This is a genomic window from Bradyrhizobium sp. 62B (assembly GCF_030272265.2).
Taxonomy (GTDB): Bacteria; Pseudomonadota; Alphaproteobacteria; order Rhizobiales; family Xanthobacteraceae; genus Bradyrhizobium.
Genome location: NZ_CP092841.2, coordinates 6349978 through 6374491 on the forward strand (window position 1 = coordinate 6349978; position 24514 = coordinate 6374491).

At 64.4% G+C, this 24514-nt stretch carries 28 protein-coding genes; 9 read left to right on the plus strand and 19 right to left on the minus strand.

What is annotated here, in order from left to right; translation table 11 throughout:
- Positions 1–13: 13 nt before the first annotated feature.
- From ML401_RS30455 to ML401_RS30485, 7 genes are all read right to left on the minus strand, one after another.
- Positions 14–325, minus strand: a complete 312-nt coding sequence (locus ML401_RS30455) for a protease inhibitor I42 family protein (protein ID WP_211415995.1) — start codon at positions 323–325, stop codon at positions 14–16.
- 103 nt (positions 326–428) lie between these two features.
- On the minus strand, positions 429–1277 hold the full coding sequence (locus ML401_RS30460; RefSeq protein ID WP_212067380.1) for a C1 family peptidase: 849 nt from the start codon (positions 1275–1277) through the stop codon (positions 429–431).
- A 174-nt stretch (positions 1278–1451) separates the two neighbouring features.
- Positions 1452–2264 (minus strand): ABC transporter permease, encoded by an 813-nt coding sequence (locus ML401_RS30465; RefSeq protein ID WP_285807909.1) that lies wholly within the window; start codon positions 2262–2264, stop codon positions 1452–1454.
- A gap of 4 nt (positions 2265–2268) precedes the next feature.
- The gene (locus tag ML401_RS30470) at positions 2269–3183 is read right to left on the minus strand and encodes an ABC transporter permease (protein ID WP_259216424.1); all 915 of its coding nucleotides are present in this window, start codon (positions 3181–3183) and stop codon (positions 2269–2271) included.
- Positions 3180–4346: an ABC transporter ATP-binding protein gene (locus ML401_RS30475; protein ID WP_259216423.1), complete on the minus strand. Its 1167-nt coding sequence runs from the start codon at positions 4344–4346 to the stop codon at positions 3180–3182. Before ML401_RS30475 ends, ML401_RS30470 begins: the two co-directional genes overlap by 4 nt.
- Before the next feature lie 60 nt (positions 4347–4406).
- Positions 4407–5870, minus strand: a complete 1464-nt coding sequence (locus ML401_RS30480) for a glycerol-3-phosphate dehydrogenase (RefSeq protein ID WP_259216422.1) — start codon at positions 5868–5870, stop codon at positions 4407–4409.
- A 140-nt stretch (positions 5871–6010) separates the two neighbouring features.
- A complete protein-coding gene (locus tag ML401_RS30485) occupies positions 6011–8698 on the minus strand; it encodes an EAL domain-containing protein (protein ID WP_211415989.1) in 2688 nt (895 codons plus the stop codon).
- Between the two features lie 202 nt (positions 8699–8900).
- On the opposite strand from ML401_RS30485, the gene ML401_RS30490 reads away from it, so the two are divergent.
- Positions 8901–10004: an NAD(P)/FAD-dependent oxidoreductase gene (locus tag ML401_RS30490; RefSeq protein WP_211415988.1), complete on the plus strand. Its 1104-nt coding sequence runs from the start codon at positions 8901–8903 to the stop codon at positions 10002–10004.
- Positions 10005–10151: 147 nt separating this feature from the next.
- Here ML401_RS30490 and ML401_RS30495 read toward each other — a convergent pair whose 3' ends face one another.
- Positions 10152–10331 (minus strand): YdcH family protein, encoded by a 180-nt coding sequence (locus ML401_RS30495; RefSeq protein WP_061880823.1) that lies wholly within the window; start codon positions 10329–10331, stop codon positions 10152–10154.
- 330 nt (positions 10332–10661) lie between these two features.
- Between ML401_RS30495 and ML401_RS30500 the strand changes: the two genes are divergently transcribed.
- The 3 genes from ML401_RS30500 (at position 10662) to ML401_RS30510 (ending at position 11481) form a co-directional block, all read left to right on the plus strand.
- The gene (locus tag ML401_RS30500) at positions 10662–10868 is read left to right on the plus strand and encodes a YdcH family protein (protein ID WP_008546179.1); all 207 of its coding nucleotides are present in this window, start codon (positions 10662–10664) and stop codon (positions 10866–10868) included.
- Between the two features lie 120 nt (positions 10869–10988).
- Positions 10989–11207 (plus strand): hypothetical protein, encoded by a 219-nt coding sequence (locus ML401_RS30505; protein ID WP_194404305.1) that lies wholly within the window; start codon positions 10989–10991, stop codon positions 11205–11207.
- A gap of 22 nt (positions 11208–11229) precedes the next feature.
- Entirely contained in the window at positions 11230–11481 is a 252-nt protein-coding gene (locus ML401_RS30510; protein ID WP_211415987.1) for a hypothetical protein, read from the plus strand.
- Positions 11482–11556: 75 nt separating this feature from the next.
- On the opposite strand, the gene ML401_RS30515 is transcribed toward ML401_RS30510, so the two are convergent.
- Positions 11557–12195 (minus strand): GGDEF domain-containing protein, encoded by a 639-nt coding sequence (locus tag ML401_RS30515; RefSeq protein ID WP_285812770.1) that lies wholly within the window; start codon positions 12193–12195, stop codon positions 11557–11559.
- Between ML401_RS30515 and ML401_RS30520 the strand changes: the two genes are divergently transcribed.
- The 3 genes from ML401_RS30520 to ML401_RS30530 all read left to right on the plus strand — a co-directional run bounded on the left by ML401_RS30520 (position 12092) and on the right by ML401_RS30530 (position 14015).
- Positions 12092–12331, plus strand: a complete 240-nt coding sequence (locus tag ML401_RS30520; RefSeq protein WP_249156793.1) for a hypothetical protein — start codon at positions 12092–12094, stop codon at positions 12329–12331. The two genes, ML401_RS30515 and ML401_RS30520, sit on opposite strands and share 104 nt — an antisense overlap.
- A gap of 92 nt (positions 12332–12423) precedes the next feature.
- Positions 12424–12912 (plus strand): 5-(carboxyamino)imidazole ribonucleotide mutase, encoded by a 489-nt coding sequence (gene purE, locus ML401_RS30525; RefSeq protein ID WP_194404308.1) that lies wholly within the window; start codon positions 12424–12426, stop codon positions 12910–12912.
- Positions 12909–14015, plus strand: a complete 1107-nt coding sequence (locus ML401_RS30530; protein WP_212067389.1) for a 5-(carboxyamino)imidazole ribonucleotide synthase — start codon at positions 12909–12911, stop codon at positions 14013–14015. The genes purE and ML401_RS30530 overlap by 4 nt, the downstream gene beginning before the upstream one ends.
- A gap of 47 nt (positions 14016–14062) precedes the next feature.
- On the opposite strand, the gene aqpZ is transcribed toward ML401_RS30530, so the two are convergent.
- A complete protein-coding gene (aqpZ, locus tag ML401_RS30535) occupies positions 14063–14785 on the minus strand; it encodes an aquaporin Z (protein ID WP_211415984.1) in 723 nt (240 codons plus the stop codon).
- A 259-nt stretch (positions 14786–15044) separates the two neighbouring features.
- Between aqpZ and rpsU the strand changes: the two genes are divergently transcribed.
- Both rpsU and ML401_RS30545 read left to right on the plus strand, forming a co-directional pair.
- On the plus strand, positions 15045–15341 hold the full coding sequence (gene rpsU / locus ML401_RS30540; RefSeq protein ID WP_014492442.1) for a 30S ribosomal protein S21: 297 nt from the start codon (positions 15045–15047) through the stop codon (positions 15339–15341).
- Positions 15342–15555: 214 nt separating this feature from the next.
- Entirely contained in the window at positions 15556–16206 is a 651-nt protein-coding gene (locus ML401_RS30545) for a tetratricopeptide repeat protein (RefSeq protein ID WP_285807910.1), read from the plus strand.
- Positions 16207–16233: 27 nt separating this feature from the next.
- Here the strand turns inward: ML401_RS30545 and ML401_RS30550 are convergent, their stop codons facing one another.
- The 9 genes from ML401_RS30550 to ML401_RS30590 form a co-directional block, all read right to left on the minus strand.
- Positions 16234–17205, minus strand: coding sequence for a hypothetical protein (locus ML401_RS30550; protein WP_285807911.1), 972 nt, complete (start codon positions 17203–17205; stop codon positions 16234–16236).
- A gap of 92 nt (positions 17206–17297) precedes the next feature.
- Entirely contained in the window at positions 17298–17582 is a 285-nt protein-coding gene (locus ML401_RS30555; protein WP_028140292.1) for a cupin domain-containing protein, read from the minus strand.
- 52 nt (positions 17583–17634) lie between these two features.
- Positions 17635–18732 (minus strand): calcium:proton antiporter, encoded by a 1098-nt coding sequence (locus ML401_RS30560; RefSeq protein WP_285807912.1) that lies wholly within the window; start codon positions 18730–18732, stop codon positions 17635–17637.
- A gap of 50 nt (positions 18733–18782) precedes the next feature.
- Positions 18783–20117 (minus strand): sodium:proton antiporter, encoded by a 1335-nt coding sequence (locus ML401_RS30565; RefSeq protein WP_249131908.1) that lies wholly within the window; start codon positions 20115–20117, stop codon positions 18783–18785.
- Positions 20118–20214: 97 nt separating this feature from the next.
- Positions 20215–21012 (minus strand): alpha/beta hydrolase, encoded by a 798-nt coding sequence (locus ML401_RS30570; protein ID WP_285812771.1) that lies wholly within the window; start codon positions 21010–21012, stop codon positions 20215–20217.
- Between the two features lie 217 nt (positions 21013–21229).
- Positions 21230–22627: an NAD(P)(+) transhydrogenase (Re/Si-specific) subunit beta gene (locus ML401_RS30575; protein ID WP_194404315.1), complete on the minus strand. Its 1398-nt coding sequence runs from the start codon at positions 22625–22627 to the stop codon at positions 21230–21232.
- Between the two features lie 38 nt (positions 22628–22665).
- Positions 22666–22983 (minus strand): proton-translocating transhydrogenase family protein, encoded by a 318-nt coding sequence (locus tag ML401_RS30580; protein ID WP_024337650.1) that lies wholly within the window; start codon positions 22981–22983, stop codon positions 22666–22668.
- An 11-nt stretch (positions 22984–22994) separates the two neighbouring features.
- Positions 22995–24122 carry a Re/Si-specific NAD(P)(+) transhydrogenase subunit alpha gene (locus ML401_RS30585; RefSeq protein WP_194404316.1) on the minus strand — a complete coding sequence of 376 codons (1128 nt, stop codon included), beginning with the start codon at positions 24120–24122 and terminating at the stop codon, positions 22995–22997.
- A gap of 138 nt (positions 24123–24260) precedes the next feature.
- Positions 24261–24413, minus strand: coding sequence for an aa3-type cytochrome c oxidase subunit IV (locus ML401_RS30590; protein WP_018317799.1), 153 nt, complete (start codon positions 24411–24413; stop codon positions 24261–24263).
- Between the last annotated feature and the right edge of the window lie 101 nt (positions 24414–24514).

The following is a 24514-nucleotide window of genomic DNA, read 5'->3' on the forward strand; positions in this document are numbered from 1 at the left end:
GCGCGATTCAGGATCAAGACTCGAGCCGGATGCGAAACCGTCTCGTCACGGATGTGTCGCCCTCGAAGTGACGCCAGTACTTCAGCACGACATCGCCGCTTCCGGCCGAAATGCGTCTGAAGGAGAACTTCACTTCGCCTCCGCTTCCGAGCTGGCCCGAAGAATAATTCGGCGTCGCTTGGCCATCCTCGACAATGCCTGAATCGATCCGCTCGATGGCCCAGCGATAGCCGGTGGTGGCGTTTTCGGGGAGCGTGATTTCAACGGTGTCTCCGCCCCGCAGATCAAGCGTGCGATCGTTATCAGCTTCGGTCAACGACGGCATACGCTTCAATCCCGCAGCAAAGCCGGCCTGTGCACGGCAGCACACCAAACGCGCGGACGGACGTCAAGTTCCTGCCCGTCCGCGCCGAGCCCGCCAATCCAGTCTAGACGGTCGCCCCATAACTCTCTGAATAGAAAGCGGCATTGATGTAGGCTTCGCTGACGTAAGCAAACCCCTTGTCGCCCCAGGCGGTGCCCCAGCTGTTGCGGATGATGATACGGCCGTCGGCCCGGTATCCGACGGCGCACACCGCATGGCCGCCGCGTACCGTTCCCGGCTGGAACGTGTCGATGATGCCGTGCGTGGCAGTGGCATTGTCCCAGGCGTGATCGACATTCAATCCGACCAGGATCGGCCCGTGCGTCGCGAGCCATGACCGCCAGTTTGCCGTATTGCGTTGCAGATTGACGTAGGACGCAATCTTGCGCGTCGCGGCCGTTGCGAAGAAGGTCTTTTCGTCGCCAAGATACATGTTGGTCGTAATGTGAAACGGCAGCAGGGTCTCGGGCACCGGACCGTAATTCCGGAGGATGTCCATTGCCGCCTTCAGGGTGGTGCCTGCTCCCTCGATCATCGTTTCCGGCAAACTGGTCAGCGTGTCCGTCTCTTTGGACGCCATCCAGGTAAAGCGGGGCGACAGCTTGACTTTCGCATCCAGCTTGCCGGCCTTGACCAGATGATACCGGGCGATGCCGTCCGTCGAGCTCCAGCCAACGCAGGATCCCGTCGATTCCTGGTTTCCAATGTCCCACCACGCCGCGCGCAGATCGACACTGGCCGGAAGCGCCGCGGGCGCGGTGACGGCGTTTGCGGCCAGCGCATTTTCATACTGCCAGTCATTCTGGGTGTCGCGGGACGGCAGCAGATTGCAAATTCGGTGCTGTTCGGGACGTCCCGACGTTTCAGAGGCGGATGACTTCTGATTTCTGTCGCTCTTCTTACGCTTCGCCATAATGATTTCCTTGTGAAATGAGGATGTGAGGCAATGCGAGCTGACGCCCGTGGGGCGACGCAACTTTATGCGCCCGACCTCAGCGGAGAGCTGTGAAGTGGATTACACATCCAGAGGTAGAATATTATTATTCAGCGTCACTTCGTCGCGCGCGCGACACGTCGCTCTCAGTTGTTACAGCGGCGCTGCGCTCTCGCCCTGCGAGCTCGACAGCTTCGAAGCGAGCGAGGCGATGACGATAACGACGGCGATCAGGGCGATCACCAGCGTGCAGACCGCGTTGATCTCCGGCTTCACCCCCAAACGCACCTCGGAATAGATGCGGATCGGCAAGGTGGCCGAGCCCGGTCCGGTGGTGAAGCTCGCGATGACGAGATCGTCGAGCGACAGCGTGAAGGCCAGCATCCAGCCGGCGACGATCGCAGGCGCGATCAGCGGCAACGTCACGGAGACGAATGCGCGGAGCGGGTTGCAGCCGAGATCCATCGCCGCTTCCTCCAGCGAGCGATCGAGCGAGCCGAGGCGGGACTGCACGACCACCGCGACGAAGCACATCGTCAGCGTGGTGTGGGCGATCGTCACGGTCCAGAAGCCGCGCTCGGCGTTGAGCGCCACGAACAGCAGCAGCAACGACAATCCGGTGATCACCTCTGGCATCACCAGCGGCGCATAGAGCATGCCGGAGAACAGCGTGCGGCCACGGAACCGCTCGCCGCGCGACAGCGCGACCGCGGCCAGCGTGCCGAGCAGCGTGGCGATGGTCGCCGAGGAGACCGCGACCCGCAGGCTCATCCAGGCCGCCTCGATCATGGCGCGGTCATTGAAGAGCTCGTGATACCAGCGCAGCGACCAGCCGCCCCACACCGTGACGAGGCGCGAGGCGTTGAAGGAATAGATCATGAGGATGAGGATCGGCAGATAGAGGAATGCCAGACCCAGCGCGAGCGAGGCGATGTTGAAGCGGGAGAGGCGAGAGACCCTGCGCATCGTCTCAGCGCCCTTGTTCCAGCTGCCGCTTTTGCAGCCGCTCATAAAGCAGCAGCGGCACCAGCAGCACGACCAGCAACACGATGGCCGCGGCGGACGCGACCGGCCAGTCCTTGTTGGTGAAGAATTCGAGCCACAGGGTCTGGCCGATCATCAGCGAATTGGAGCCGGCCAGAAGATCCGGAATGACGAACTCGCCGACGATCGGGATGAAGCACAGCAGCACGCCGGCGCCGACGCCAGGCAGCGACAACGGAAAGGTGACGAGCCAGAACACCTGCCAGGGCGGAGCACCGAGATCGCCGGCCGCCTCCTCTAGCGCCGGCTCCATCTTGGCGAGCGTGGCGTAGAGCGGCAGGATCATGAACGGCAGATAGGAATAGACGATGCCGATATACATCGCGCTGTCGGTGGAGAGCCAGACCACGGGCTGGCTGACCAGGTGCAAAGCCAGCAGGATCTGGTTGAGCAGGCCGTCGTGCTGGAGGATGTTGATCCAGGCATAGATGCGGATCAGGAACGAGGTCCAGAACGGCACGATCACCAGCACCATCGCCACCGCCTGCCAAGCCTTCGGCAGTCGCGCCATGCCATAGGCGATGGGATAGCCGATCAGCAGCAACAGGGCGGTGGCCGTCACCGCAACGGTGAGGCTGCGCACATAGGCGAACACGTAGATATCGTCGGAAGCGAGCAGCTTGAAATTATCGATCGAGAGCGTGGCAAAGGCCGCCCTGAGCGCGTCCCATCCTGCCGTCAGGTCGAACACGGGCTCATAGGGCGGCTGCGCGATCGCCGTCTGCGACAGGCTGATCTTCAGCACGAAAGCGAACGGCACCAGGAAGAACAGCACCATCCAGACATAGGGGGCGATCGCGGCGAAGCGCGCCGGGCGCGCGAAGATGCGGCGGGCGCTCATGATTGCAGCACCACGCAATCGTCGGGAGAGAACCAGGCGACGACATGCTGATTCAGGCTGTAGGCATCGACGTCGAGGCGCGCACTGTTGGCGACGGACGCCTGCACCGTTCCGCCGGCATCGAGCTTCACCTTGTAAGTGGTGGTGCCGCCGAGATAGCAGATGTCGGCGATCACGCCGTCCAGGGCGTTGATCGCGTTTTCACGGCCGGCCTCGCTCACCGGGCCCCGGCGCGACAGCTTGACCTTCTCGGGACGGATCGCGATCGAGAATCGTCCCGCGCCGACCGGCTCGCGTGGTTCGGCGACCACCAACGTGCCCGCATCACGCGTGCCGACGACCAGACGATGACCGTCGCGCAATTTGGTCTCGCCGTCGAACAGATTGACGTCGCCGACGAACTCCGCGATCCAGCGCGAGCGCGGCGCTTCATAGAGCTCGCGGGGGCTCGCGACCTGCGCCAGCTTGCCTGATTTCATCACGCCGATCCGGCTCGCCATCGTCATCGCCTCCTCCTGGTCGTGCGTGACGATGATGAAGGTCATGCCGAGCCGGCGCTGCAGCTCCATCAGCTCGCCCTGCGTGCTCTCGCGCAGCTTCTTGTCGAGCGCCGCGAGCGGCTCGTCGAGCAAAAGAAGTTGTGGCCGCCGCGCCAATGCGCGGGCGAGCGCGACGCGCTGGCGCTGGCCGCCGGAGAGCTGGTCGGGCTTGCGCTTCTCCAGCCCCTCGAGCTTCACCAACGCGACCATCTCGGCCACACGGGTGGCGATCTCGGCGCGCGCCATGCCGGCACGCTTCAGTCCAAAGGCGATGTTTTCGCGCACCGACAGATGCGGAAACAACGCGTAGTTCTGGAACATCATATTGATCGGGCGCTCGTGCGGCAGCGCCTGCGCGATGTCCTTGTCCCCGAGCAGGATGCGGCCCTCGTCCGGGGCCTCGAAGCCCGCGAGCATGCGCAGCAGAGTGGTCTTGCCACAGCCGCTCGGACCGAGCAGCGCGAAGAACTCGCCGGCCTTGATGTCGAGCGACACGCCGTCGACGGCGCGGAACGTCCCGAACGTCTTGGCGACGTTCTCGATGCGCAGCAGCGGCTGGCCGACAGCAGCGTCTCCATCGACCGCATTTGTGGTGGCGCGCGTTTTGGGCAATTCGTCCGTCATGGTCCCTGCCAACCCCGATTCCGCCGCACGCTAGCGGCCGATCGACCTTTGCTCAACCGGTTAGCGGTGGACATCCGCCATGAACGCTGCCAGCGCCTCACGATCCGCCGCAGCCATGGTCAGGCCGAGCTTGGAACGGCGCCACAGGACATCATCTGGAAAGCGCGCCCATTCGCGGGTCATGAGATAGCGCACTTCGGCGCCCGTTAGCTCTGGGCCGAAAGCAGGGCCGAGCTCGTCGCGGGCCTTGGCCTCGCCGAGCACTGCCGAGAGCCGCGAGCCATAGGCCCCGACCAGGCGCTGGGCCTGTGTCTCCTCAAGAAAGCGCCAGCGGTCGCGCGCAAGGTCGACTTCGGTGTCGAAGCGATCCCAGGCGAAATCGCCGCCAGGCAGCACGGCGCCGGCCGTCCAGGGCGGCGACATCGGATAGAATGGCGTCAGCTTCGTCACCGCCTGCTCGGCACGCAGGCGCGAGGTGGTAACGTCGCCGCCAAACATCGTGATCAGCGGCGCCTTGCGTCGGCGGGCATGGAACAGCATCGCGCCGTCGCGTCCCCGCGCGGACGCCAGCGTCAGGTTGACGCCGGAGACCGTCCGAACCACGTCGGTGGGCGCAACGCGCTCGCGGAAATAGCGGCTGGCCGCCTCGCAGAGATAGCTGACATCGGCCCCCGGCATTGCGACGATCGCGGGATCTCCGGTGAAGGCATGCGTGACCGTGCCGATCAGCGTGAACGCGCGCTCGAACGGCTGAGCGAAGATCAGTCGTCCATCGTGGTTCTGAAACACGTAGACATTCTCGGAGTCGAACAGCCTGGGCACCACGATCTGACTCATCTGCGTAGCCGCCATAGCCGGCTGCGGCTGCCGCAGCACGGTGTCGGCGACCATCGACGTCCAGCCCCCGGTCGCGTTGGCCAGCGCCCGGGCCGTGATCGTGCGGCGATGGCCGCGATCGACCACCGCGAGCCGCCAGACGTCGGTTCGATCGGCGCGCACGCAGCGCGCCCCCGTGCGGATCGCGGCGCCGCGCTCGGATGCATCCAGCGCGGTGAGCACCACCAGGCGGGAATCGTCCACCACGCAGTCCGAATATTCGAAGGCCGTACCGAACGGGCGCTTCAGCGCGTTGCCGACCGGATGATGGGTGATGTCGAGGGTCACAGATCCAGGCAGTCCGTTCCGGCTGATGAGGCCGTCGTAGAGAAACAAGCCGGCGCGCAGCAGCCATGGCGGACGCTCGTCGGAATGCGCGGGGATCACGAAGCGCATCGGCCGCACGACATGCGGGGCGATGGAAAGCCAGATCGGGCGCTCGGCCAGCGACCGGCGCACCCGCCAGAACCCGCGCCGCTCCAGCACCGACAGATCGCCGTGGATCAGCCGCGGTGTTGCCGAGGACGCCGCGCCGCCGAGATCGCCCTGCTCGAACAGAATAACCCGCAGACCACGGCCGGCCGCATCGCGCGCGAGACTGACACCGTTCAGGCCGCCGCCGATGATCGCAAGGTCGTAATCCGCCATGAAGCCGTCGAGAAGGAGCGAAGCGCCCTCTCATCTCTAGAGCCATTTCCGTTCCGATGAAATCGGAACGGTGCTCTGGATTCATAGTCTGACGCCGTTTTCTTGACGCGAACCGGCGTCCACTTCGCTGGAAAACGCTTCTAGCCGGTCTTGAGCGCAAGCTCCATGACCTCGGCGCGGCCAACGAGACCGGCATATTTGCCGATCGGCAGCGGCTTGCCGAGCAGATAGCCCTGCACGCCGTCGCAGCCCTCCTTGGCGAGGAAAGCGAGTTGCTCGACGGTTTCGACGCCCTCGGCGATGATCGACATGTCGAGGCCATGGCCGAGATCGATCACCGCACGGACGATCGCAGCGGATTGCGGGTTGCGGCCGAGATTGATGATGAAGGCGCGGTCGATCTTGATCTTGTCGAACGGGAACGCCTGTAGGTAGCTCAGGGAAGAATAACCGCTGCCGAAATCGTCCATCGAGATCCGAACGCCGAGCGCCTTCAATCGGCGCAGCAGCGCGAGGCCCCGGTCGAAATCTTCGATCAGCACGCCCTCGGTGATCTCCAGCTCGAGCCGGCCGGGTGCAAGGCCGGTCTCGATCAGGATCGAATGGACGAGGCCAACCACGTCGCCGTGCATGAACTGCGCCGGCGACAGATTGACCGCGACCTGGAGCGGCTTCGGCCAGGACGCCGCCTCGCGGCAGGCCTCGCGCAGGATCCACTCGCCCATCTCGACGATCAGGCCGCTCTCCTCGGCGATCGGAATGAATTCGGCCGGCGAGACCTGGCCGCGCACCGGATGCTGCCAGCGCGCCAGTGCCTCGAAGCCGATGATCTCGCTCTCGGCGACGCTGTGGCCCGCGGCCCCCTGCGGCTGGAAGGCAAGCGAGAGCTCGCCGTTCTTGATCGCCATTGAGAGGTCCTGGTGCAGCACGCGGCGATCGCGGATCTGCTGGTCCATCTCCGGCTGGTAGAGGCTGATTGTGCCGCGGGACTTCTGCTTGGCCCGGAACAGCGCCGCACCCGCATTGGCGAGCAGCGAGGCGCCGTCAGCACCATTGTGCGGGAAGACCGCCATGCCGGTGGTGGCGCCGGCGCGGACCGCCCGGCCGTCGATCTGGAATTCCTTCGCGACGGCTTCGCCGAGGTGCTGCGCCAGCGCAAGGCCCGAATCCGGCTGCTTGCCGTCGATGATGAGGCCGAATTCGTCGCCGGAGAGGCGCGCGACCACGCCGCCGCGGGCGGAGTCCTGAAGCCGCTGGGCCACCTCGACCAGGAGCTTGTCGCCGAGCGCGTGGCCGAAGACGTCGTTGACCTCCTTGAGGCCGTCGAGGTCGACGCAGAGGACGGCGAACTCCTCGTCGGTGCCTTCGCAGGCCTCGATCATCTGGGTCAACGCCTGCAGGAAGGCGGCGCGGTTCGGCAAATCGGTGAGGCCGTCGTGATAGGCCATGTGCGCCATGCGCGACTCGGTCTGCCGGCGGTCGGTGACGTCCTCGTGGGTCTTGATCAGATATTGCGGCTCGCCGGTATCGCCGAGCACGGTGGCGCGGCGGGTCAGGAACAGCCGCAGCCCGTCCTTGGTGGAGATCGGGTGCTCCTCGGTGATCATCCCGCGTTTCTTGATCGCGGCCTCGTCGCGCGCGATGATCAGCTTGGCTTCCTTGGGGTTGAAGATGTCGGACGCCGTCAGGCCCGTGGCTTCCTCGCGCCTGCGATTGAGGATCGTCTCGGCGCTGCGGTTGGCGAGCAGATAGCGGCCATCCTTGACCTGCTCGACGATCAGGGCCACCGGGATGTTGTCGACCACCAGTTCGAGGAACTTCTTGGTGCTCTCCAGCTCCTTCGACAGCGAGCGGCGGTCGGTGATGTCCTCGAATACGAGCATCAGGAATTCGGGCTTGTTGCTCTCGTCGCGGACCACGATCCGGATCGAGGCGACCATGCGCCGCTCGCCGCCGCGGTCGACCTCGAATTCGTTGCGGAACTGGCCGTCCGGCGAATTGAGCGCCGCCCGGTCGGTCGCCTCGATGCTGGCAGCCGAAAGCGACGCGAACAGCTCGCGCGCATTCTTGCCGACGACGTGGTCGCGTGAGAAGCCCCAGAACCGCTCATAGGCGCTGTTGGCGAAGATATAGCGGCCATCCTCGATGTTCTTCGCGGCCACGCAGGCCGGGACGTTGTCCAGCACCGTTTCGAGGAACTGCTTGGTCGAGGCGAGCTGCCGCGACAGCCGCCGCTGCTCGCTGACGTCGAGATGCGTCGCCACCGAGCCGCCGTTCGGCAGCACGAAATATTTCACCAGGATGGCCCGCCCGTCCGGCAGCTCGGTGATCAGGCCGTTGGTGCTGGCCGCCTTCTCATAGAACTCGTCGTCGGAGGCCACGCCGAGCACCCCGCGCTTGCGCCGCAGTTCGAGGAGTTCATAGCCGTTCATGTTGGCCCAGATGTCCGAGCGCGTCAGGCCGTAAATCTCGAGATAGCGGTCGTTGCAGAAGATGATGCGGCGCTGCGAATCCGTCATCACCACGCCCTGATTGAGATTGTTCATGGCGGAGGAGACGAAGGCGTTGCGCCGCAGCTGCAAACGCCTGGTCCGGCGCAGCGAGGAATGGATCCACAGCGCGATCGCGGCAAGGAAGGCGCAAACGACGATGCCCGCGATCAGGACTTCCCAGACCACATTGGGATCGAGCTGACCAAGATAGCTCGGCGCGGCGAAGCCGTCCGACAGCGCATAGGCGCGCGCGGGCGCAACCGTGCCGGCCAGGCACACAACGGCCTGCACAGCAATCGGAAGCGTGCTGCCCTCGTGCCAGTTCTTCTCAGCCATCAGCCACCCGCGATTTCAACGTCGGATTGTCTGGCTTCACGGGTTTGGATCGGGTAAACGCCTGTACGCGCAACAGAAAAATGTGACGTAAAATACGGCAATTGCCCTGACATGATAAATTCTTCCTTAACGGAAAACGCCCCCGCGCCATTCATTCCGGTCCTGATGCCACCGGCGCGACCAGCGGACATGCTGCACAACCATGGATAGGGTCGATTGCGTCGTCGTCGGAGCCGGGGTGGTCGGGCTCGCGGTGGCCCGAAAGCTGGCGCAGGCCGGGCGCGAGGTCATCGTGCTCGAGGAGGCCGAGGCGATCGGCACCATCACCTCCTCGCGCAACAGCGAGGTGATCCATGCCGGCATCTACTACCGCGCCGGGAGCTGGATGGCGCGCATGTGCGTCGACGGCAAGCACGCGCTCTACCGCTACTGTGCCGAGCGCGGCATCCCGCACAAGAACTGCGGCAAGCTGATCGTCGCGACCAGCCCGCAGGAGACCGCCAAGCTGCAAGCGATCAAGGCGCATGCCGAGGCCAATGGCGTGCTCGACATGCAGCTGCTCGCGGGCGAGGCGGCACGCGCGCTGGAGCCGGCGCTGGCCTGCGACGCCGCACTGCTGTCGCCCTCGACGGGCATCATCGACAGCCACGCCTACATGCTGTCGCTGCGCGGCGAAGCCGAGGCGGCAGGCGCCGCCTTCGCGTTTCACACCCCGCTGGTCCGTGCCAAGGCGGCCGGCGGCGTCATCGAGATCGAGGCCGGCGGCGAGGCCCCGATGACGCTGCAATGCGGCCTGCTCGTCAACGCCGCTGGGCTCTCGGCGACGGCGGTAGCGCGCAACATCGACGGCATGCCGCTGGATCGCATTCCACCGGCCTATCTCGCCAAGGGAAATTACTTCAGCTGCAATGCCAAGGCGCCGTTCTCGCGCCTGATCTATCCGGTGCCCGAACCCGGCGGACTTGGCGTGCACCTGACGCTGGACATGGCCGGCCAGGCGCGCTTCGGCCCCGACGTCGAGTGGATCGAGACGATCGATTACGAGGTCGATCCGTCGCGTGCCGAGCGGTTCTATCCGGCGATCCGCAAATATTGGCCGACGCTGCCCGACGGCGCGTTGATGCCGAGCTATTCAGGCATCCGGCCGAAGATCGTGCCGCCCGCGGTGGCCACGCAAGACTTCTTGATGCAGGGACCGCGCGATCACGGCATCGCAGGTCTGGTCAATCTGTTCGGCATCGAATCGCCGGGTCTGACGTCGTCGCTCGCGATCGCCGATCACGTCGCCGAGCTCGCAGACGTCTAGGCTCGCAGGTCTCTAGAGCATCGAGACGAAGTCCAAGAGCCGCGCAAATGGCTTTGCACGGTGCGCACCCCTTCAGCAGGGATGAGCGCAAAGCTCTCATCCCTGCTGGATAAGGGTACGATCAACTCTACGCTGTTACGGGGGTTACTAGTGGAGCGTGTCGCCGTGCTTCAGACGCTCGATCTGGTCCTTGACCATCAACTTCCGGCGCTTCAACTCAACAATTTGCAGGTCGTCTGTTGAAAGGTGCACGAGAGCTTCGTGCAATTCGTTTTCCAGAAGTTTGTGCTTCCGTTCCAATTCAACGAGATGTGCCTGAATTGTCATTCGAAACCTCCTCGGTAGGGTTGAACCTTAGGATTCGATCCGGACAATGAAGTCTACATCACCGATTCGTTCTGTCGATGGGTATCCGTCGTCGCAGCTTCATTTTTGAAAATTCATATGTAACGAAGCGTGAGTAAAGGAACCCCGCGGGAAAAATCCATGATATCAATGCGCTTGCGCGGCCCCGTCAGATCTCCTCAGAAATATGTTGCGGGAGATCGGCGAAGAGGGATCGCAGATCGCTTGCGATCACGCCGCGCAAGGACGATAATTTCCACAGGGCATCCACAGCCTTAGTCTCACGCCTATCGGTTTTCGGCCACCGCAGACATGACCAATGAAGACGAGCGTGAGCTCGAAGCCGAGCTCACCCGGTTGCAGCAGGAACACCGAGATCTCGATGCGGCGATCGATGCACTGCATCAATCGCCCGCCCCCGACCTGTTGCGGCTGCAGCGGTTGAAGAAGCGCAAGCTGTTGTTGCGTGACCGCATCGCGTTCATCGAAGACCAGATTACCCCGGACATCATCGCCTGATCCACAGACCGCGCGCGACGAGCCTGCTGGGCATCGAATCCGCTTGACTCAAAAAGAACAAAATAAGAACATTCGGGTACCCCAACGCCCCCCCCCCCAGGAACGCCCGAGGAAACGCAGATGTCGACAGCCGCCCTTCTCGACAACAGCCACTATGAACAGGCCTGCGACCAAGCCATCGCGATGTGCGACGGCAATCTGCGCAGCACCATCAAGGCGCTGATCATGGCCAACGAATATCTGGAAGCCGAACTGGAGGAATTGCAGGCGGCGATCTCCGCCGGCTGCATTCCGGACACCTCCCGCAGCAAGACGCGGAGCAAGAGCAGCGCCGCTTGAACTTCAATATTGGAGCAACGCCATGTCGGACGTGACCTATTACGTTGCAATGCCCTTTTTGATCGACGCCGACGGCTCGCCTGTCGCCGGCGCAGCGGAAGAATGCCAGAGTTCGACCTCCGCGTTGCGGCGCGCCGAGGCCTTGTCGCGCGGCGCAGGCCACATCGGCGCGGTCGCATTCAGCCGCAGCGGCGATCCCATGACCGGCGAATTCGGCGACGCCACGCTGCTGCGCAAATTCGGCAACGTGCCGGAAGATCTCGCCACGCTGTAAGGGTCGTGGCTTGATCTCTTCGGAAAGCCGCTTCACGCTTTTCGCTGACGCGGCCCTTCGGGTCCGGATCATGCTCTAGCTGCTGACCAGCCTGATCCGCGGCTCGTGCCGCCGGTGCGCCTTGCGCACATACATGGCGGCATCCGCCTCCTCCAGGGCGCGGCCTGCGTCGGATTGCGCTCCCAGCAGCGCGACGCCGGCGGAGGCACCCGCGGTCACGTGCTGGCCGCGAAAGACGAAGGACAATTCGTCGATCGCCTGTTCGAAGGCGGCGGCCTTCGCCTTGGCATCGGTCTCGCTCAGATTCCAGAGCAGCAGCGCGAACTCGTCGCCCCCGAGCCGGCCGACCACGTCGGAGGCACGGACCTGCCGCGTCAGCGTGGCGGCAATCGCCTTGAGCACCTCGTCGCCGGCGCCGTGACCGAACGAATCGTTGATCGGCTTCAACCGATCGACGTCGAGCACAATCAGCGCCCCACTGGCGCGATAGCGCTTCATGTAGGCGATGGCGCGCGCGAGCTCGCGCTCGAAGCCGCGCCGGTTGGGGATCTCGAGCAGGAAGTCGGTATCGGCCGCAGCTTCCAGTTCCGCGACCCGGCGCAGCGCCTCCTTGAGCTTGGTCCGCAAGCCCCGGATCGTCGCTCTCGTGGTTTCCTTGGCTCCATCATCGCTCGACGCGCCACGCCGCGGCGGCTGCGCCGGACGCCTGGTCAGCCGCTTCGGGGCGGCCTTGGAACGGCTGGCGCTGGTTTTTCGGCCCTTTTTGGCCTTCGCAGCGCTCGCCCTTTTTGGTTTCTTCATGGGCATCCTGCTCAATGAAGGCTTGCGGGGATTCACCAAGACAGGATAGTGCATTCCCTTCTCCTTGCCACCGCCTTGCGAGCCGCCGGCCGGAACCGTTAATCTGGCCTATCCTTCTGTTTTTCGGGCACAATTAACGTCATGACCGCGCCGATCGCCATCATCATGGGAAGCCAGTCGGACTGGGACACGATGCGGCATGCCGCCGACACGCTTGCTGCGCTCGGCGTCGCCGCCGACACCCGCATCGTTTCGGCCCACCGCACCCCCGACCGGCTGTTTGCTTTCGCCAAGGGCGCCAAGGCCGCGGGGTACAAGATCATCATCGCCGGCGCCGGAGGCGCTGCTCATCTGCCCGGCATGGCGGCGGCCCTGACGGAACTGCCGGTGTTCGGCGTGCCCGTCGAATCGAAGACGCTCAAGGGCGTCGACTCGCTCCATTCGATCGTCCAGATGCCCGCGGGCATCCCGGTCGGCACGCTCGCTATCGGCAAGGCGGGCGCCATCAATGCGGCACTGCTTGCCGCTGCCGTGCTGGCATTGTCCGACCCGGCCCTGTCGGATCGCCTCGCCGCCTGGCGCAAGGCGCAAACCGAGGCGGTTGCCGAGCGCCCGGAGGACAAGGCGTGAGTGACGCAAAGCAGGTGAAGCTGAAGCCCGGCGACACCATCGGAATCCTCGGCGGCGGACAATTGGGACGGATGCTGGCGATGGCGGCGGCGCGGCTCGGCCTGCGCTGCCAGGTGTTCTCGCCCGATCCGGACTCGCCCGCTTTCGACGTCGTGCTGAACGCGACCTGTGCCGAATATGCCGACGTTGAAGCGCTCGAACTGTTCGCCAACGACGTCGACGTCATCACCTACGAATTCGAGAACGTGCCCTCGGCTGCGGCGATGGTACTGGATGCGCGCCGGCCGGTGCTGCCCAACCGCAAGATCCTCGAGACCACCCAGGACCGGCTCGCCGAGAAGGATTTTGTCACCCGCCTCGGCATCGGTACGGCCGCCTACGCCGACGTCACCTCGGTGGCGTCGCTGCGCGAGGCCATCGTCAGGATCGGTCTTCCGGCCGTGCTCAAGACCCGCCGCTTCGGTTATGACGGCAAGGGCCAGGCCATCATCCGCGCGGGCGACGACATCGCCAAGGTGTGGACCAGCCTCGCCACCAAATCTGCGATCCTGGAAGCCTTCGTGCCGTACGAGCGCGAGATTTCCGTGATCGCCGCACGCTCGATCACAGGCGAGGTCGAGTGCTTCGACGTCACCGAGAACGAGCATCGCGACCACATCCTGAAGATCTCGCGCGCACCCGCACGGATCCCGGATTTACTTGCCGAGGAAGCGCGCGGCATTGCCGGAAAGATCGCCAGCGCGCTCGACTATGTCGGCGTGCTCGCCGTCGAGATGTTCGTGCTCGCCAATGGCACGGGACCGAAGGTGCTGGTCAACGAGATCGCCCCGCGCGTGCATAATTCCGGGCACTGGACGCTCGACGGCGCGTCGGTCTCGCAGTTCGAGCAGCACATCCGCGCCATCGCCGGCTGGCCGCTCGGCAAGCCGGTGCGCCACGGCGAGGTCGTCACCATGACAAATTTGATCGGCGACGAGATCAACGATTACGAGAAGTGGCTGGGCGTGCCGGGCGCGACTGTGCACATCTATGGCAAGGGCACGCCGCGCCCCGGCCGCAAGATGGGCCACGTCACCGAAGTCAGGCCGTCGAAAGACAAGTGACAAGGGCACGTGGGGGACCGCAGCAATCGCTGCGATCCCCTTTCGTGTTACGCCGTCTTCACGCCCGCGACGACGCCGGTGGGCTCCTCGCTGAGCCAGCGATAGATCACCCCGCCCAGCGCGCCGCCGATCAGCGGTGCGACCCAGAACAGCCAAAGCTGCGCTGTCGCCCAGCCGCCGACGAACAGCGCGGGGCCCGTGCTGCGCGCCGGGTTCACCGACGTGTTCGTGACGGGGATGCTCACGAGATGGATCATCACCAGCGCGAGCCCGATCGCGAGCGGTGCGAAGCCGGCGGGCGCGCGGCCATGCGTGGCGCCCATGATGATGAACAGGAACATCATGGTCATCACCACCTCGGTGAGGAAGCAGACGATCATGCTGTACTGGCCGGGCGAATGCGCATCATAGCCGTTGGATGCGAAGCCCTTGCTGACGTCGAATCCGGGAGCCCCGCTCGCGATGACATAGAGCAGCCAAGCCGCCACGATCGCACCTGCCACCTGCGCAATCACATAGGGCAGGATCTGCCCGGCGGGAAAACGGCCGCCGGCAGCAAGACCGACAGTGACCGCGGGGTTGAGATGGCAACCCGAGATATGGCCGATCGCATAGGCCATGGTGACCACGCTAAGCCCGAACGCGAGGGAGACACCGACCAGACCGATTCCGACCTGCGGAAAGCCGGCGGCTATCACCGCGCTCCCGCAACCTGCGAATGTGAGCCAGAAGGTGCCGATGGCTTCAGCAGCGTATTTCTTGATATCCATGTGTCGTCCCCTGCTTTCAAGATTCCGGAACAAAGCTCCGGAAACGGCCCCACCCTTGGCGTCAAATCTCCCAAATCAGGGCCGCACGGAGATATTTTGCCTTATTTAATGGCTGAACTTGGCCCGAATCCGCGCTTGGCAGGTGGACATCCCCGGTTTTGTCTGATACATCCGCGCCCTCAAGGTTAAGGGCTTGCGCGTTTCGCCATCCCCTTCGTCTTACCAGAATTCAAATCCGATCCACTAAAGAGGATGCCGCGTGCAGGTTCTCGTTCGCGATAACAATGTCGATCAAGCCCTCAAGGCGCTGAAGAAGAAGATGCAGCGCGAGGGTATTTTCCGCGAGATGAAGCTCCGCGGTCACTACGAAAAGCCCTCCGAGAAGAAGGCCCGCGAAAAGGCCGAAGCCGTGCGCCGTGCGCGCAAGCTGGCCCGCAAGAAGCTGCAGCGCGAAGGCCTGTTGCCGATGAAGCCGAAGCCGGTGTTCGGCGCCGGTCCCGGCGGTGATCGTGGCGGTCGTAGCGGCCCGGGTGCAGGTCCGCGCGGACCGCGCTGATCCACCGGATCTTGCAAGATTCAGTTTCCGATGACGCGGGCCACTGGCCCGCGTTATTGTTTGTGGGCGGTGCCTTTCTGGGACGGGGCACGCACGATGCGGCACCGAAGCGCGATGGGTCTTTCATCGTGCTTTGGTCTATTGTTTGAGCATGAACTCTTCGGAAAACCGCTTCACACTTTTCCGGATCATGCTCTAGCGCGAGCGACCGTAGATGGCCTCCCCTTTCCCCGAACGCAGCTTGGCGCGACGACGCCGGATCTGGTGGCCGTTCGCGCTGGCTTTGACGGGGATCGCGCTGTGCGGCTGCTCCTTCGATCTGGGATCGTTGATGCCGGAGAAGGACAAGCCGCAGCAGGAAGCACCCAAGGCGGCCGCGCCCGCTGAGAGTGCGGTGAGCGCCGGCAACGTCACCGAAGCTCAGGCCCGCACCGCAAAAGCCCAATCCCTGGCGAAGTCAGGCGAGACCGCGGCAGCGCTCGACGAGTTCAATCGCGCGGTCGATCTCGATCCCTACAATGCGCAGGCGCTTTATGGCCGTGCCCTGATCTACCAGGGCAATCATCAGCACGACTTCGCGATCGCCGATTTCACCGCTGCGAGCGGGCTCAACCCCCAGAAGGTCGAGCCGCTGCTTGGGCGCGCCATCAGCTATTTTGCGCTCGGCAAGGTCAAGGAAGCCGCAGCCGATCTGGATGAGGCCTCCGAGGTGGATCCGCACAACGCCCAGGTCTGGACCGCGCGCGGACAGGCCTATGAACGGCTGGGCGACAAGGCCAAGGCGGCCGCATCCTACACCCGTGCCGTCTCGCTCCGCCCACGCGACGACACCGCGCGCAGCGGCCTTGCCCGCGTCGGCGGCTGACGGTTTGGGCGCAGCGCAGGCGCTGCCTTAGTCGGGGGTGGCGCTCTTCGGCAGAACGGAGTGGAACATCGACTTCATGCCTGACAGCATCTCGTCGGCCACATTGGTCTTCTTCGGCCGTGGCATGGAGGCACCGGCGTCGGCGCGCAGATCGAGCGGCGGCGCAATCATCGGCACGGGAATGTCGGCCGGCGGCGTCATCCGATTCGGATCGTCGTTGCCAACCGAGGCCGTGTAGGGCGGATTGGCCGACGAGGAACCATTATTGCCATAGGCCTCGGGTGACGGCGTCGACACCGTAATCGGCGGCGGCAGCGGGCGGACCGCGGCCGGCTCCATATTGATGATTCGCGGGGCCTCGGGCGTGCGGGAGGCCTCCCGCACGGCAGGCTCGGCTGGCCGCTCGGCTGACTTGGGCTCGGACGGTCGAATCTCGGACGGCTTGGTTTCGGAAGATTTAGCCTCAGCGGACTTGGCTTCAGACGACTTGGCTTCAGACGACTTGGCTTCAGACGACTTGCCTTCAGGCGTCTTGCGCAGGCGTTCGATCGCGGCACGCACAAGATCGTTCGCGTCGGGGGTCGCAGCCGGCGCCGAATTCGCCTCCGCCACTGGGGCAGCGGAAGCGGGTGCAGCCGCGGGCGAAGTCGGCGTAGACTTGGCGGCAGCCTTCTCGCGCGCGGGCGGCTTGCCGCGCGGGCTGGCATCGCCCGGCGTCACCTCCGCGGCCTTGTGCTCGACGGCAGGCTGATCGGCGGCCTTCTCAGCCGCCGGCTTGTCCGTCACGTGCTTCTCGGGGATGCCTTTCGCCTTGACGCCGGGGGCCGGGAGATTGGCGACATCGGCCGGCTTGCCGGCCTCGGCGGGAGCTACCACGGCCGAGGGGGCATCAGCCGCCGGCTTGGCGTTGATGTAGTGATTAACGATGTACGCCCCGATGATCGTCGCGAGCACCGAGGGGAAAATATCCATCGAAATTTTAGCGAGGTATTTCAGCATTCCGGCCACTCCCCGCGCGATCTGATGCGGGAACTTTGGGGCATTGTAAGGGATCAACTGCGACGGATCGATGGCAAGTGTTAAGGCCGAAGTTACGGCTTCAGCTCGATCTCAAGGAACACGATCTCGGTTGAGGTTTCGTTAAGTACGTCATGTTGGACGCCAGCCTTACGGAAATAGGATTTCCCGGCCGCCAGCTGCGCCTTGGACCGCTCGCCACCGGGGGCTACGATGGTCATCTCCCCCGCCACGACGGGAACAATCACGTAATCCATGCCGTGCGTGTGATGCCCGGTGGCGCTGCCCGGACCGAGCCGCCATTCGGTGACCCGAACCTCCTCGTTATCGACCTGAACTTCGGATCTGGCGGCAAGCATCGGGAACTCCAGGGATGCGACCCGGACCTGAAGGGGTCGCGGAGGCGGTGGGTCAGGGTACGAAAACCATGAAAACGTAGACGGCAAATACCACCATATGGACCAGCCCGAACAGGACATTCGTCCTGCCCGTGCCGAAGGTCAGCATGCTCAGGAAGAAGGTCAGGAGCAAAAGCACGCTGCCCTGGGCGCTGAGGCCGAGCTCGAGCTCCTTGTCGAGCGCGTAGGTGGCAATGCCGACGGCAGGGATCGTCAGCCCGATGGTGGCCAGCGACGAGCCAAGCGCCAGGTTGATGCTCTTCTGCAGGTCGTTCTTGCGAGCCGCGGAGACGGCCGCGACGCCCTCCGGCATCAGGATCAGGAGCGCGACCAGAAGCCCGGTGAAGGCCGGCGGCGCGCCGATCTTGGCCGCGACAGCGTCGACCACCAGCGAAAACTTCTTGGCCAGCAGCACGACCGCCAGGAGCGCAACCAACAGCAGCACGATGCTGAGCACGAACATCCTGCCCGACGGGTGCACCCCGCCGGCCTCCCCGTCCGCCCTTTCATGGACGAAGTAATCCTTATGCAAGACGGTCTGGGTGTAGAGGAACACGCCGTACAGGGCGAGCGTGACCACGTCGACGAAACCGAGCTGAGCCGCCGAAAAGACCGGCCCCGGCGTGCTGGTCGTGTAGTTCGGCATGATCAGGGTGATGGTCGCGAGCGCGAACAGGACGCTGAGATAGACGTTGGCGCCGGAGAGCTGAAAGCCCTGCTCGCGATAGCGCAGGCCGCCGATGAAGATGCAGAGCCCGACGAGGCCGTTGCAGACGATCATGACCACGGCGAACACGGTGTCGCGCGCCAGTTCCGGCGCAGGCTTGTCACCCAGCATGATCGTGGTGATCAGCGCCACCTCGATGATGGTCACCGAGAGCGTCAGCACCAGCGTGCCATAGGGTTCGCCGACCCGTTCGGCGATCACCTCGGCATGATGAACCGCGGCGAACACCGCGCCGAACAGGATGACCAGAAGGACGATGGCGAAGACGAGCCCGCTCGGCGAAATCGTGAACACGTAATCCGTCGCGCTGACGGCTGCGAACAACAGCACGGCCAGCGCCGGGAAGATCCAGGATGACCGGGGCATCGGATTATGGGCGCTCATCCACCGGATCCAATCATGTCAGCCGAGCTGTAGCAAATCGGCCGGCAGATTCAATGCCAGCGCAAGATCGGCGCGACCGGCAGCAACGTCAGCAGCAGGAACAGCGGGATCAGCACGGCGCCGGCCCGCAGGAAATAGCCGAAGAAGCTCGGCATCTCGATGCCGTTCTCGCTTGCGATGCTGCTCACCATGAAGTTCGGCGCATTGCCGATATAGGTCAGCGCCCCCATGTAGACCGCCCCCATGGAGATGGAAGCGAGCGTGCCCGAGAGCTGATGCATCAACACCTGCGGATCGCCGCCGGCGAGCTCGAAGAACAGCAGATAGGTCGGCGCATTGTCGAGGAACGCCGACATCAAGCCCGTGAACCAGAAATAGGCCACCTCGCGCGGCGTGCCGTCCGGTGCCGTCACGGCTGACAACAGCCACGCGAAGGCGCCGTGGTGGCCGGCGTTGAGCATGGCGATGACCGGGATGATGGCGACAAAGATGCCGGCGAAAAGCTTTGCGACCTCGCGGATCGGCTCCCACGTGAAGCCGTTGGCCAGCCTGTGCTCGTCCGGCGTCAGCCACACCGATAGCGCCGCAATGACGAGCAGGGCCAAATTGCGCGCGATATCCTCCAGCTCGAACTTCGTTCCGAGAACGTCGAAGGCAATGCCGGGCTTCCACATCGCCGACACCAGCAGGCTCGCGACGATGGCGGCTATCAGCACGAGATTGACGAGGCCGCGGATGCGGACGGGCTTGCCGGGGCCGGCGTCGTCGAGCAAAGGCTCGCTGCGGAAGCGCCAGACGTCGACGGCGACGAAAATGGCAAGCAGCAATCCGGCCACGACCGCGGTCTGCAGCCAGATGGTCCGGGTGGTCCAGAAGAAGTCGACGCCGTGCAGGAAACCGACGAACAGCGGGGGATCGCCGAGCGGGCTCAACGCGCCGCCGACATTGGCAACCAGGATGATGAAGAAGACGATGACATGAGCGTTGTGGCGCCGCGGCCGGTTGGCCCGGATCAGCGGACGAATCAGGATCATCGCGGCACCCGTGGTGCCGACGATGCTCGCGCCCAGCGTGCCGAGCGCGAGGATGCCGGCATTGATCGCCGGCGTGGCCTTGATGTCGCCGGTAATGAGGATTCCGCCGGCCACGACATAGAGCGAGAACAGCAGCACGATGAAGCCGAGATATTCAGCGAGCAGAGCATGCACGAGCGCCGCCAGCGTCGCCGTGCCTCCGGCAAAAATCACCAGCGAGGCCAGCGCCGCCAGCGACCAGGCGGCGGCGATCTTGCCGTAATGGTGGTGCCAGATCTTCGGAAACAACAAGGGCCCGAGCGCGATCGACAGCAACAGACCCGCAAAGGGCAGCGCATAGGGCCAGCGCATCGCCGCACCGTCGAGCCCGGTGGCCGCCCATGCCTGCTGCGGCAACAAGATGAAGACGGCAAGGAGGAAGACGCCCCGGAGCCGCGTGACAGGTCGTTTAATATCCAATGAAGCGCCTTGCCGTTTCGACCGCACCGAAACTATCGAGATTGTCATGTCCGCCGCCCGCAAAACCAACGAACTGCTTCGGTTCATGCGCGAACGCGAACAGACGCTCTCCGAACAGGATCGAAATGGCAAGATCATTGGTGCCATGCATCACGAGCAGCGGCACCGTGACGCGCGCGATCCGTTCGTCGGAACGAAACTGGTCGCGCATGAGCAGGCGCACCGGCACGTAGCGGAATGCCAATGCTGCAATATCGACCGTCGAGGTGTACGGCGCCTCCAGGATCAATTTGCCGATGGCGTGGTCGGAGGCAAGCGCGACCGCCACGCCCGTCCCGAGCGAAAAGCCCCAGGCGACGATTCGGTCCGCCCCATAGCGCGCGCTGGTGAAAGCGTAGGCTGCGGCCGCATCGCTGAGCAGGCCCTGCTCGCTCGGCGCGCCGCTCGAGCCGGCATAGCCGCGATAGGACAGTGCGACGAGGCCGGTGCCATCGGCCGTCATGGCCTTGAAGCGGCTGACACGACCGGCAAGGAAATCGCCATTACCCGGAAAATACAGGATTACGGAACGGCCGGTTTTCGCAGGCACGTGCCAGACAATGACCTTCTCGCCATCCGAGGTGGTCAGGACATGCTCTTCCGCCTCGGGACAATCCGCCGCACCGGGCGAGGTTCGCTCGGTCGTCGGTATGGGAAACAGCATCTCGCGCTGCCGGACATACAGCAGGACGAGCCCGGCGAGATAGGCGGCCACGAGCAGGATGACGGTCCATTTGGCGATGGTGATCATTGCGCGGCCGGCCCCGGTTTCCACTCAGGGCTTGCGACGGCTCCGCAGCGATTTCATGACGTCAGGCCGAAGGCTTGCCGGGACGCCGCGGCAGCCGCACGCCGCCTTATGGGCGGCGTGCCATTTGATGCGCTGCTCGCGCGTCGCCTTGGACGGCATGCGATGGGACCGGTGCCATTCCTTGTTGATGGCCACGGTCCGTCTCGTTCGCGCGCTACATCGCCTTGACGATGTTCTCGGTGACCTTCTTGGCGTCGCCGAGCAGCATCATGGTGTTGTCGCGATAGAACAGCGGATTGTCGATGCCGGCATAACCTGACGCCAGCGAGCGCTTGATGAACATCACGGTGCCGGCCTTCCAGACCTGCAGCACGGGCATGCCGTAGATCGGCGAGGTCTTGTCCTCTTCGGCCGCCGGATTGGTGACGTCGTTGGCACCGATCACGAAGGCGATGTCGGCCTGCGCGAACTCGGAGTTGATGTCCTCGAGCTCAAACACCTCGTCATAGGGCACGTTGGCCTCGGCGAGCAGCACGTTCATGTGGCCGGGCATGCGGCCCGCGACCGGGTGAATGGCGTACTTCACCTCGACGCCTTCCTTCTTCAGGATGTCGCCCATCTCGCGCAGCGCGTGCTGAGCCTGCGCCACCGCCATGCCGTAGCCGGGCACGATGATGACCTTCTGCGCGTTCTTCATGATGAAGGCCGCGTCGTCCGCCGAGCCGAGCTTGGCGGGCTTCTGCTCGCCGCCGCCACCGCCGGCCGCGGCGGTTTCTCCGCCGAAGCCGCCGAGGATGACCGAGATGAACGAGCGGTTCATCGCGTGGCACATGATGTAGGACAGGATCGCACCGGAGGAGCCGACCAGCGCGCCGGTGATGATCAGCGCGGAATTGCCCAGCGTGAAGCCGATGCCGGCCGCGGCCCAGCCGGAGTAGGAGTTCAGCATCGAGATCACGACCGGCATGTCGGCGCCGCCGATCGGGATGATCATGAGCACGCCGAGCGCCAGCGCCAGGATGGTGATCATCCAGAAATCGAACGCGCCGCCGGTGAGGACGAGGCGGACGACGAAGAACACCAGCGCCAATGCGAGCGCGATGTTGATGATGTGGCGGGCGGGCAAGATGATCGGCGCGCCGCTCATCCGCGCGGACAGCTTCAGGAACGCGATCACCGAGCCGGTGAAGGTCAGCGCGCCGATGGCGACGCCGAGCGACATCTCGACCAGGCTCTGCGTATGGATGTTGCCGGGCGTGCCGATGTCGAAGGCCTCGGGCGCGTAGAACGCGCCGGCGGCGACCAGCACCGCGGCCATGCCGACCAGCGAATGGAAGGCGGCGACCAGTTCCGGCATCGAGGTCATCGGCACGCGGCGGGCGATCACCGCACCGATGCCGCCGCCGATGGCGACCGCGAGGATGACCAGCACCCAGGCGACGCCGTCGGCCGGCGGATGGCTCGCCAGCGTGGTGGCGACCGCGATCGCCATGCCGATCATGCCGAACAGATTGCCCTGGCGCGACGAAGCCGGGCTCGAAAGTCCGCGCAGCGACAGGATGAACAGCACCCCCGCTACGAGATACAAGAATGCAGAGAGATTGGCGCTCATCTCAGGTCCCCATTAATCCTTCAGCCCGAGGTGGCCGCTTACTTCGACTTCTTCTTGTACATCGCCAGCATGCGCTGGGTGACAAGGAAGCCGCCAAAGATGTTCACGCAGGCAAAGATGAGCGCGACGAAGCCGAAGCCGCGCGCCCATCCCGAGCCGCTCGAAACCATGCCGACGCCGACCGCGAGCAGCGCGCCGACCACGATCACCGAGGAGATCGCGTTGGTCACGCTCATCAGCGGCGTGTGCAGGGCCGGGGTCACCGACCACACCACGAAATAGCCGACGAAGACGGCGAGGACGAAGATCGACAGCCGGAAGATGAAGGGGTCGACGACCTGTGCAGCATGCTCCATGGCGGGTCTCCTTAAACCTTCGGCTGGAAGTTCGGGTGGATGACGGCGCCGTCTTTGGTGAGCGCGGTGGCCTTGACCAGCTCGTCGTCCCAGTTGACGGCGAGCTTCTTCTCTTTCTTGTCGACCATGGTCTCGATGAAGGAGAACAAATTGCGCGCGTAGAGGCTGGAGGCCGAGGCCGCGACGCGGCCGGCGACGTTGGTGTAACCGACGATCTTGATGCCATCGAGGTCGACGACCTCGCCCGGCTTCGCACCCTCGACATTGCCGCCGCGCTCGACGGCGAGATCGACCAGCACCGAACCGGGCTTCATCGACTTGACCATCTCGCCGGAGACGAGCTTCGGCGCGGGCCGGCCCGGAATCAGCGCGGTGGTGATCACGATGTCCTGCTTCTTGATGTGCTCGGCGGTAAGCGCGGCCTGCTTGGCTTGATACTCCTTGGACATCTCCTTGGCGTAGCCGCCGGCGGTCTGCGCGTTCTTGAACTCTTCGTCCTCGACGGCGAGGAACTTGGCGCCGAGCGATTCGACCTGCTCTTTCGTGGCGGGACGCACGTCGGTCGCGGTCACGACGGCACCGAGACGGCGCGCGGTCGCGATCGCCTGGAGGCCGGCGACGCCGACGCCCATCACGAACACCTTGGCGGCGGGCACGGTGCCGGCCGCGGTCATCATCATCGGAAAGGCGCGGCCGAAGGCTTCGGCGCCCTCGATCACGGCGCGGTAACCGGCAAGGTTCGCCTGCGAGGACAGCACGTCCATCACCTGCGCGCGGGTGATGCGCGGCATCAGCTCCATGGCGAAGGCGGAGACGCCGGCATCGGCGATCGTCTTCAGCGCGGCCTCGTTGCCGTAGGGATCCATGATGGCGATGACGAGCGCACCGCGCTTGTACTGCGACAGCTCCGATGCCTCGGGGCGCTTCACCTTGATGATGATGTCGGCATCTTTCAGCGCGTCTGCACTGACGGTGGCGCCTGCGGCGGTAAATTCGGAATCCGGCAGGCCCGACTTGAGTCCGGCACCCGGCTCGACGGCGATCTCGGCGCCCAGCGCCTTGAACTTCTTCACCGTATCAGGCGAAGCGGCGACACGCGGCTCCGACGGATCGATTTCCTTGGCAACGGCGATCTTCATAGGTCCTCCGGCGGCGCGGGACAGCGCGCGCGCAAACTTGAGCGTTACTCCCGCGGCGTTCGATACCGGTTTTAGCACCGGCTTGAATGCAAATATTCTGGGCAGCTGCTGCCGCTGGCGTGTGCAGCTGCCGATCGGTCAGGTCAGGAAGATCGCCATCAGGATCACGATGAGCGCGACCGAGGCCGTGCCGTACTTCACCAGCTTGATGAAGCCCTCGTAGGTCTGCTCGTGGGCAACGTAGTCGTTGCCGTCGGCGGTGCTGTACGCCACTTCGCTATGATCAGCCATGGATGTCCCCAGTCGAAAGTTCAATTCTTAGGCTGGGATACCGCAAAGTTTCGGGCAGGGCAACGGCAGGCGGGCGCGGTTTTCCTGCAAATCAGGTGATT

Excerpts from the sequence above, each read along its gene's own strand:
- ML401_RS30455 (WP_211415995.1), bottom strand. The coding sequence starts at position 325 with ATGCCGTCGTTGACCGAAGCTGATAACGATCGCACGCTTGATCTGCGG.
- ML401_RS30460 (WP_212067380.1), bottom strand. The coding sequence starts at position 1,277 with ATGGCGAAGCGTAAGAAGAGCGACAGAAATCAGAAGTCATCCGCCTCT.
- ML401_RS30465 (WP_285807909.1), bottom strand. The coding sequence starts at position 2,264 with ATGCGCAGGGTCTCTCGCCTCTCCCGCTTCAACATCGCCTCGCTCGCG.
- ML401_RS30470 (WP_259216424.1), bottom strand. The coding sequence starts at position 3,183 with ATGAGCGCCCGCCGCATCTTCGCGCGCCCGGCGCGCTTCGCCGCGATC.
- ML401_RS30475 (WP_259216423.1), bottom strand. The coding sequence starts at position 4,346 with ATGACGGACGAATTGCCCAAAACGCGCGCCACCACAAATGCGGTCGAT.
- ML401_RS30480 (WP_259216422.1), bottom strand. The coding sequence starts at position 5,870 with ATGGCGGATTACGACCTTGCGATCATCGGCGGCGGCCTGAACGGTGTC.
- ML401_RS30485 (WP_211415989.1), bottom strand. The coding sequence starts at position 8,698 with ATGGCTGAGAAGAACTGGCACGAGGGCAGCACGCTTCCGATTGCTGTG.
- ML401_RS30490 (WP_211415988.1), top strand. The coding sequence starts at position 8,901 with ATGGATAGGGTCGATTGCGTCGTCGTCGGAGCCGGGGTGGTCGGGCTC.
- ML401_RS30495 (WP_061880823.1), bottom strand. The coding sequence starts at position 10,331 with ATGACAATTCAGGCACATCTCGTTGAATTGGAACGGAAGCACAAACTT.
- ML401_RS30500 (WP_008546179.1), top strand. The coding sequence starts at position 10,662 with ATGACCAATGAAGACGAGCGTGAGCTCGAAGCCGAGCTCACCCGGTTG.
- ML401_RS30505 (WP_194404305.1), top strand. The coding sequence starts at position 10,989 with ATGTCGACAGCCGCCCTTCTCGACAACAGCCACTATGAACAGGCCTGC.
- ML401_RS30510 (WP_211415987.1), top strand. The coding sequence starts at position 11,230 with ATGTCGGACGTGACCTATTACGTTGCAATGCCCTTTTTGATCGACGCC.
- purE (WP_194404308.1), top strand. The coding sequence starts at position 12,424 with ATGACCGCGCCGATCGCCATCATCATGGGAAGCCAGTCGGACTGGGAC.
- aqpZ (WP_211415984.1), bottom strand. The coding sequence starts at position 14,785 with ATGGATATCAAGAAATACGCTGCTGAAGCCATCGGCACCTTCTGGCTC.
- ML401_RS30545 (WP_285807910.1), top strand. The coding sequence starts at position 15,556 with ATGGCCTCCCCTTTCCCCGAACGCAGCTTGGCGCGACGACGCCGGATC.
- ML401_RS30550 (WP_285807911.1), bottom strand. The coding sequence starts at position 17,205 with ATGCTGAAATACCTCGCTAAAATTTCGATGGATATTTTCCCCTCGGTG.
- ML401_RS30555 (WP_028140292.1), bottom strand. The coding sequence starts at position 17,582 with ATGCTTGCCGCCAGATCCGAAGTTCAGGTCGATAACGAGGAGGTTCGG.
- ML401_RS30560 (WP_285807912.1), bottom strand. The coding sequence starts at position 18,732 with ATGAGCGCCCATAATCCGATGCCCCGGTCATCCTGGATCTTCCCGGCG.
- ML401_RS30565 (WP_249131908.1), bottom strand. The coding sequence starts at position 20,117 with ATGCGCTGGCCCTATGCGCTGCCCTTTGCGGGTCTGTTGCTGTCGATC.
- ML401_RS30575 (WP_194404315.1), bottom strand. The coding sequence starts at position 22,627 with ATGAGCGCCAATCTCTCTGCATTCTTGTATCTCGTAGCGGGGGTGCTG.
- ML401_RS30580 (WP_024337650.1), bottom strand. The coding sequence starts at position 22,983 with ATGGAGCATGCTGCACAGGTCGTCGACCCCTTCATCTTCCGGCTGTCG.
- ML401_RS30585 (WP_194404316.1), bottom strand. The coding sequence starts at position 24,122 with ATGAAGATCGCCGTTGCCAAGGAAATCGATCCGTCGGAGCCGCGTGTC.
- ML401_RS30590 (WP_018317799.1), bottom strand. The coding sequence starts at position 24,413 with ATGGCTGATCATAGCGAAGTGGCGTACAGCACCGCCGACGGCAACGAC.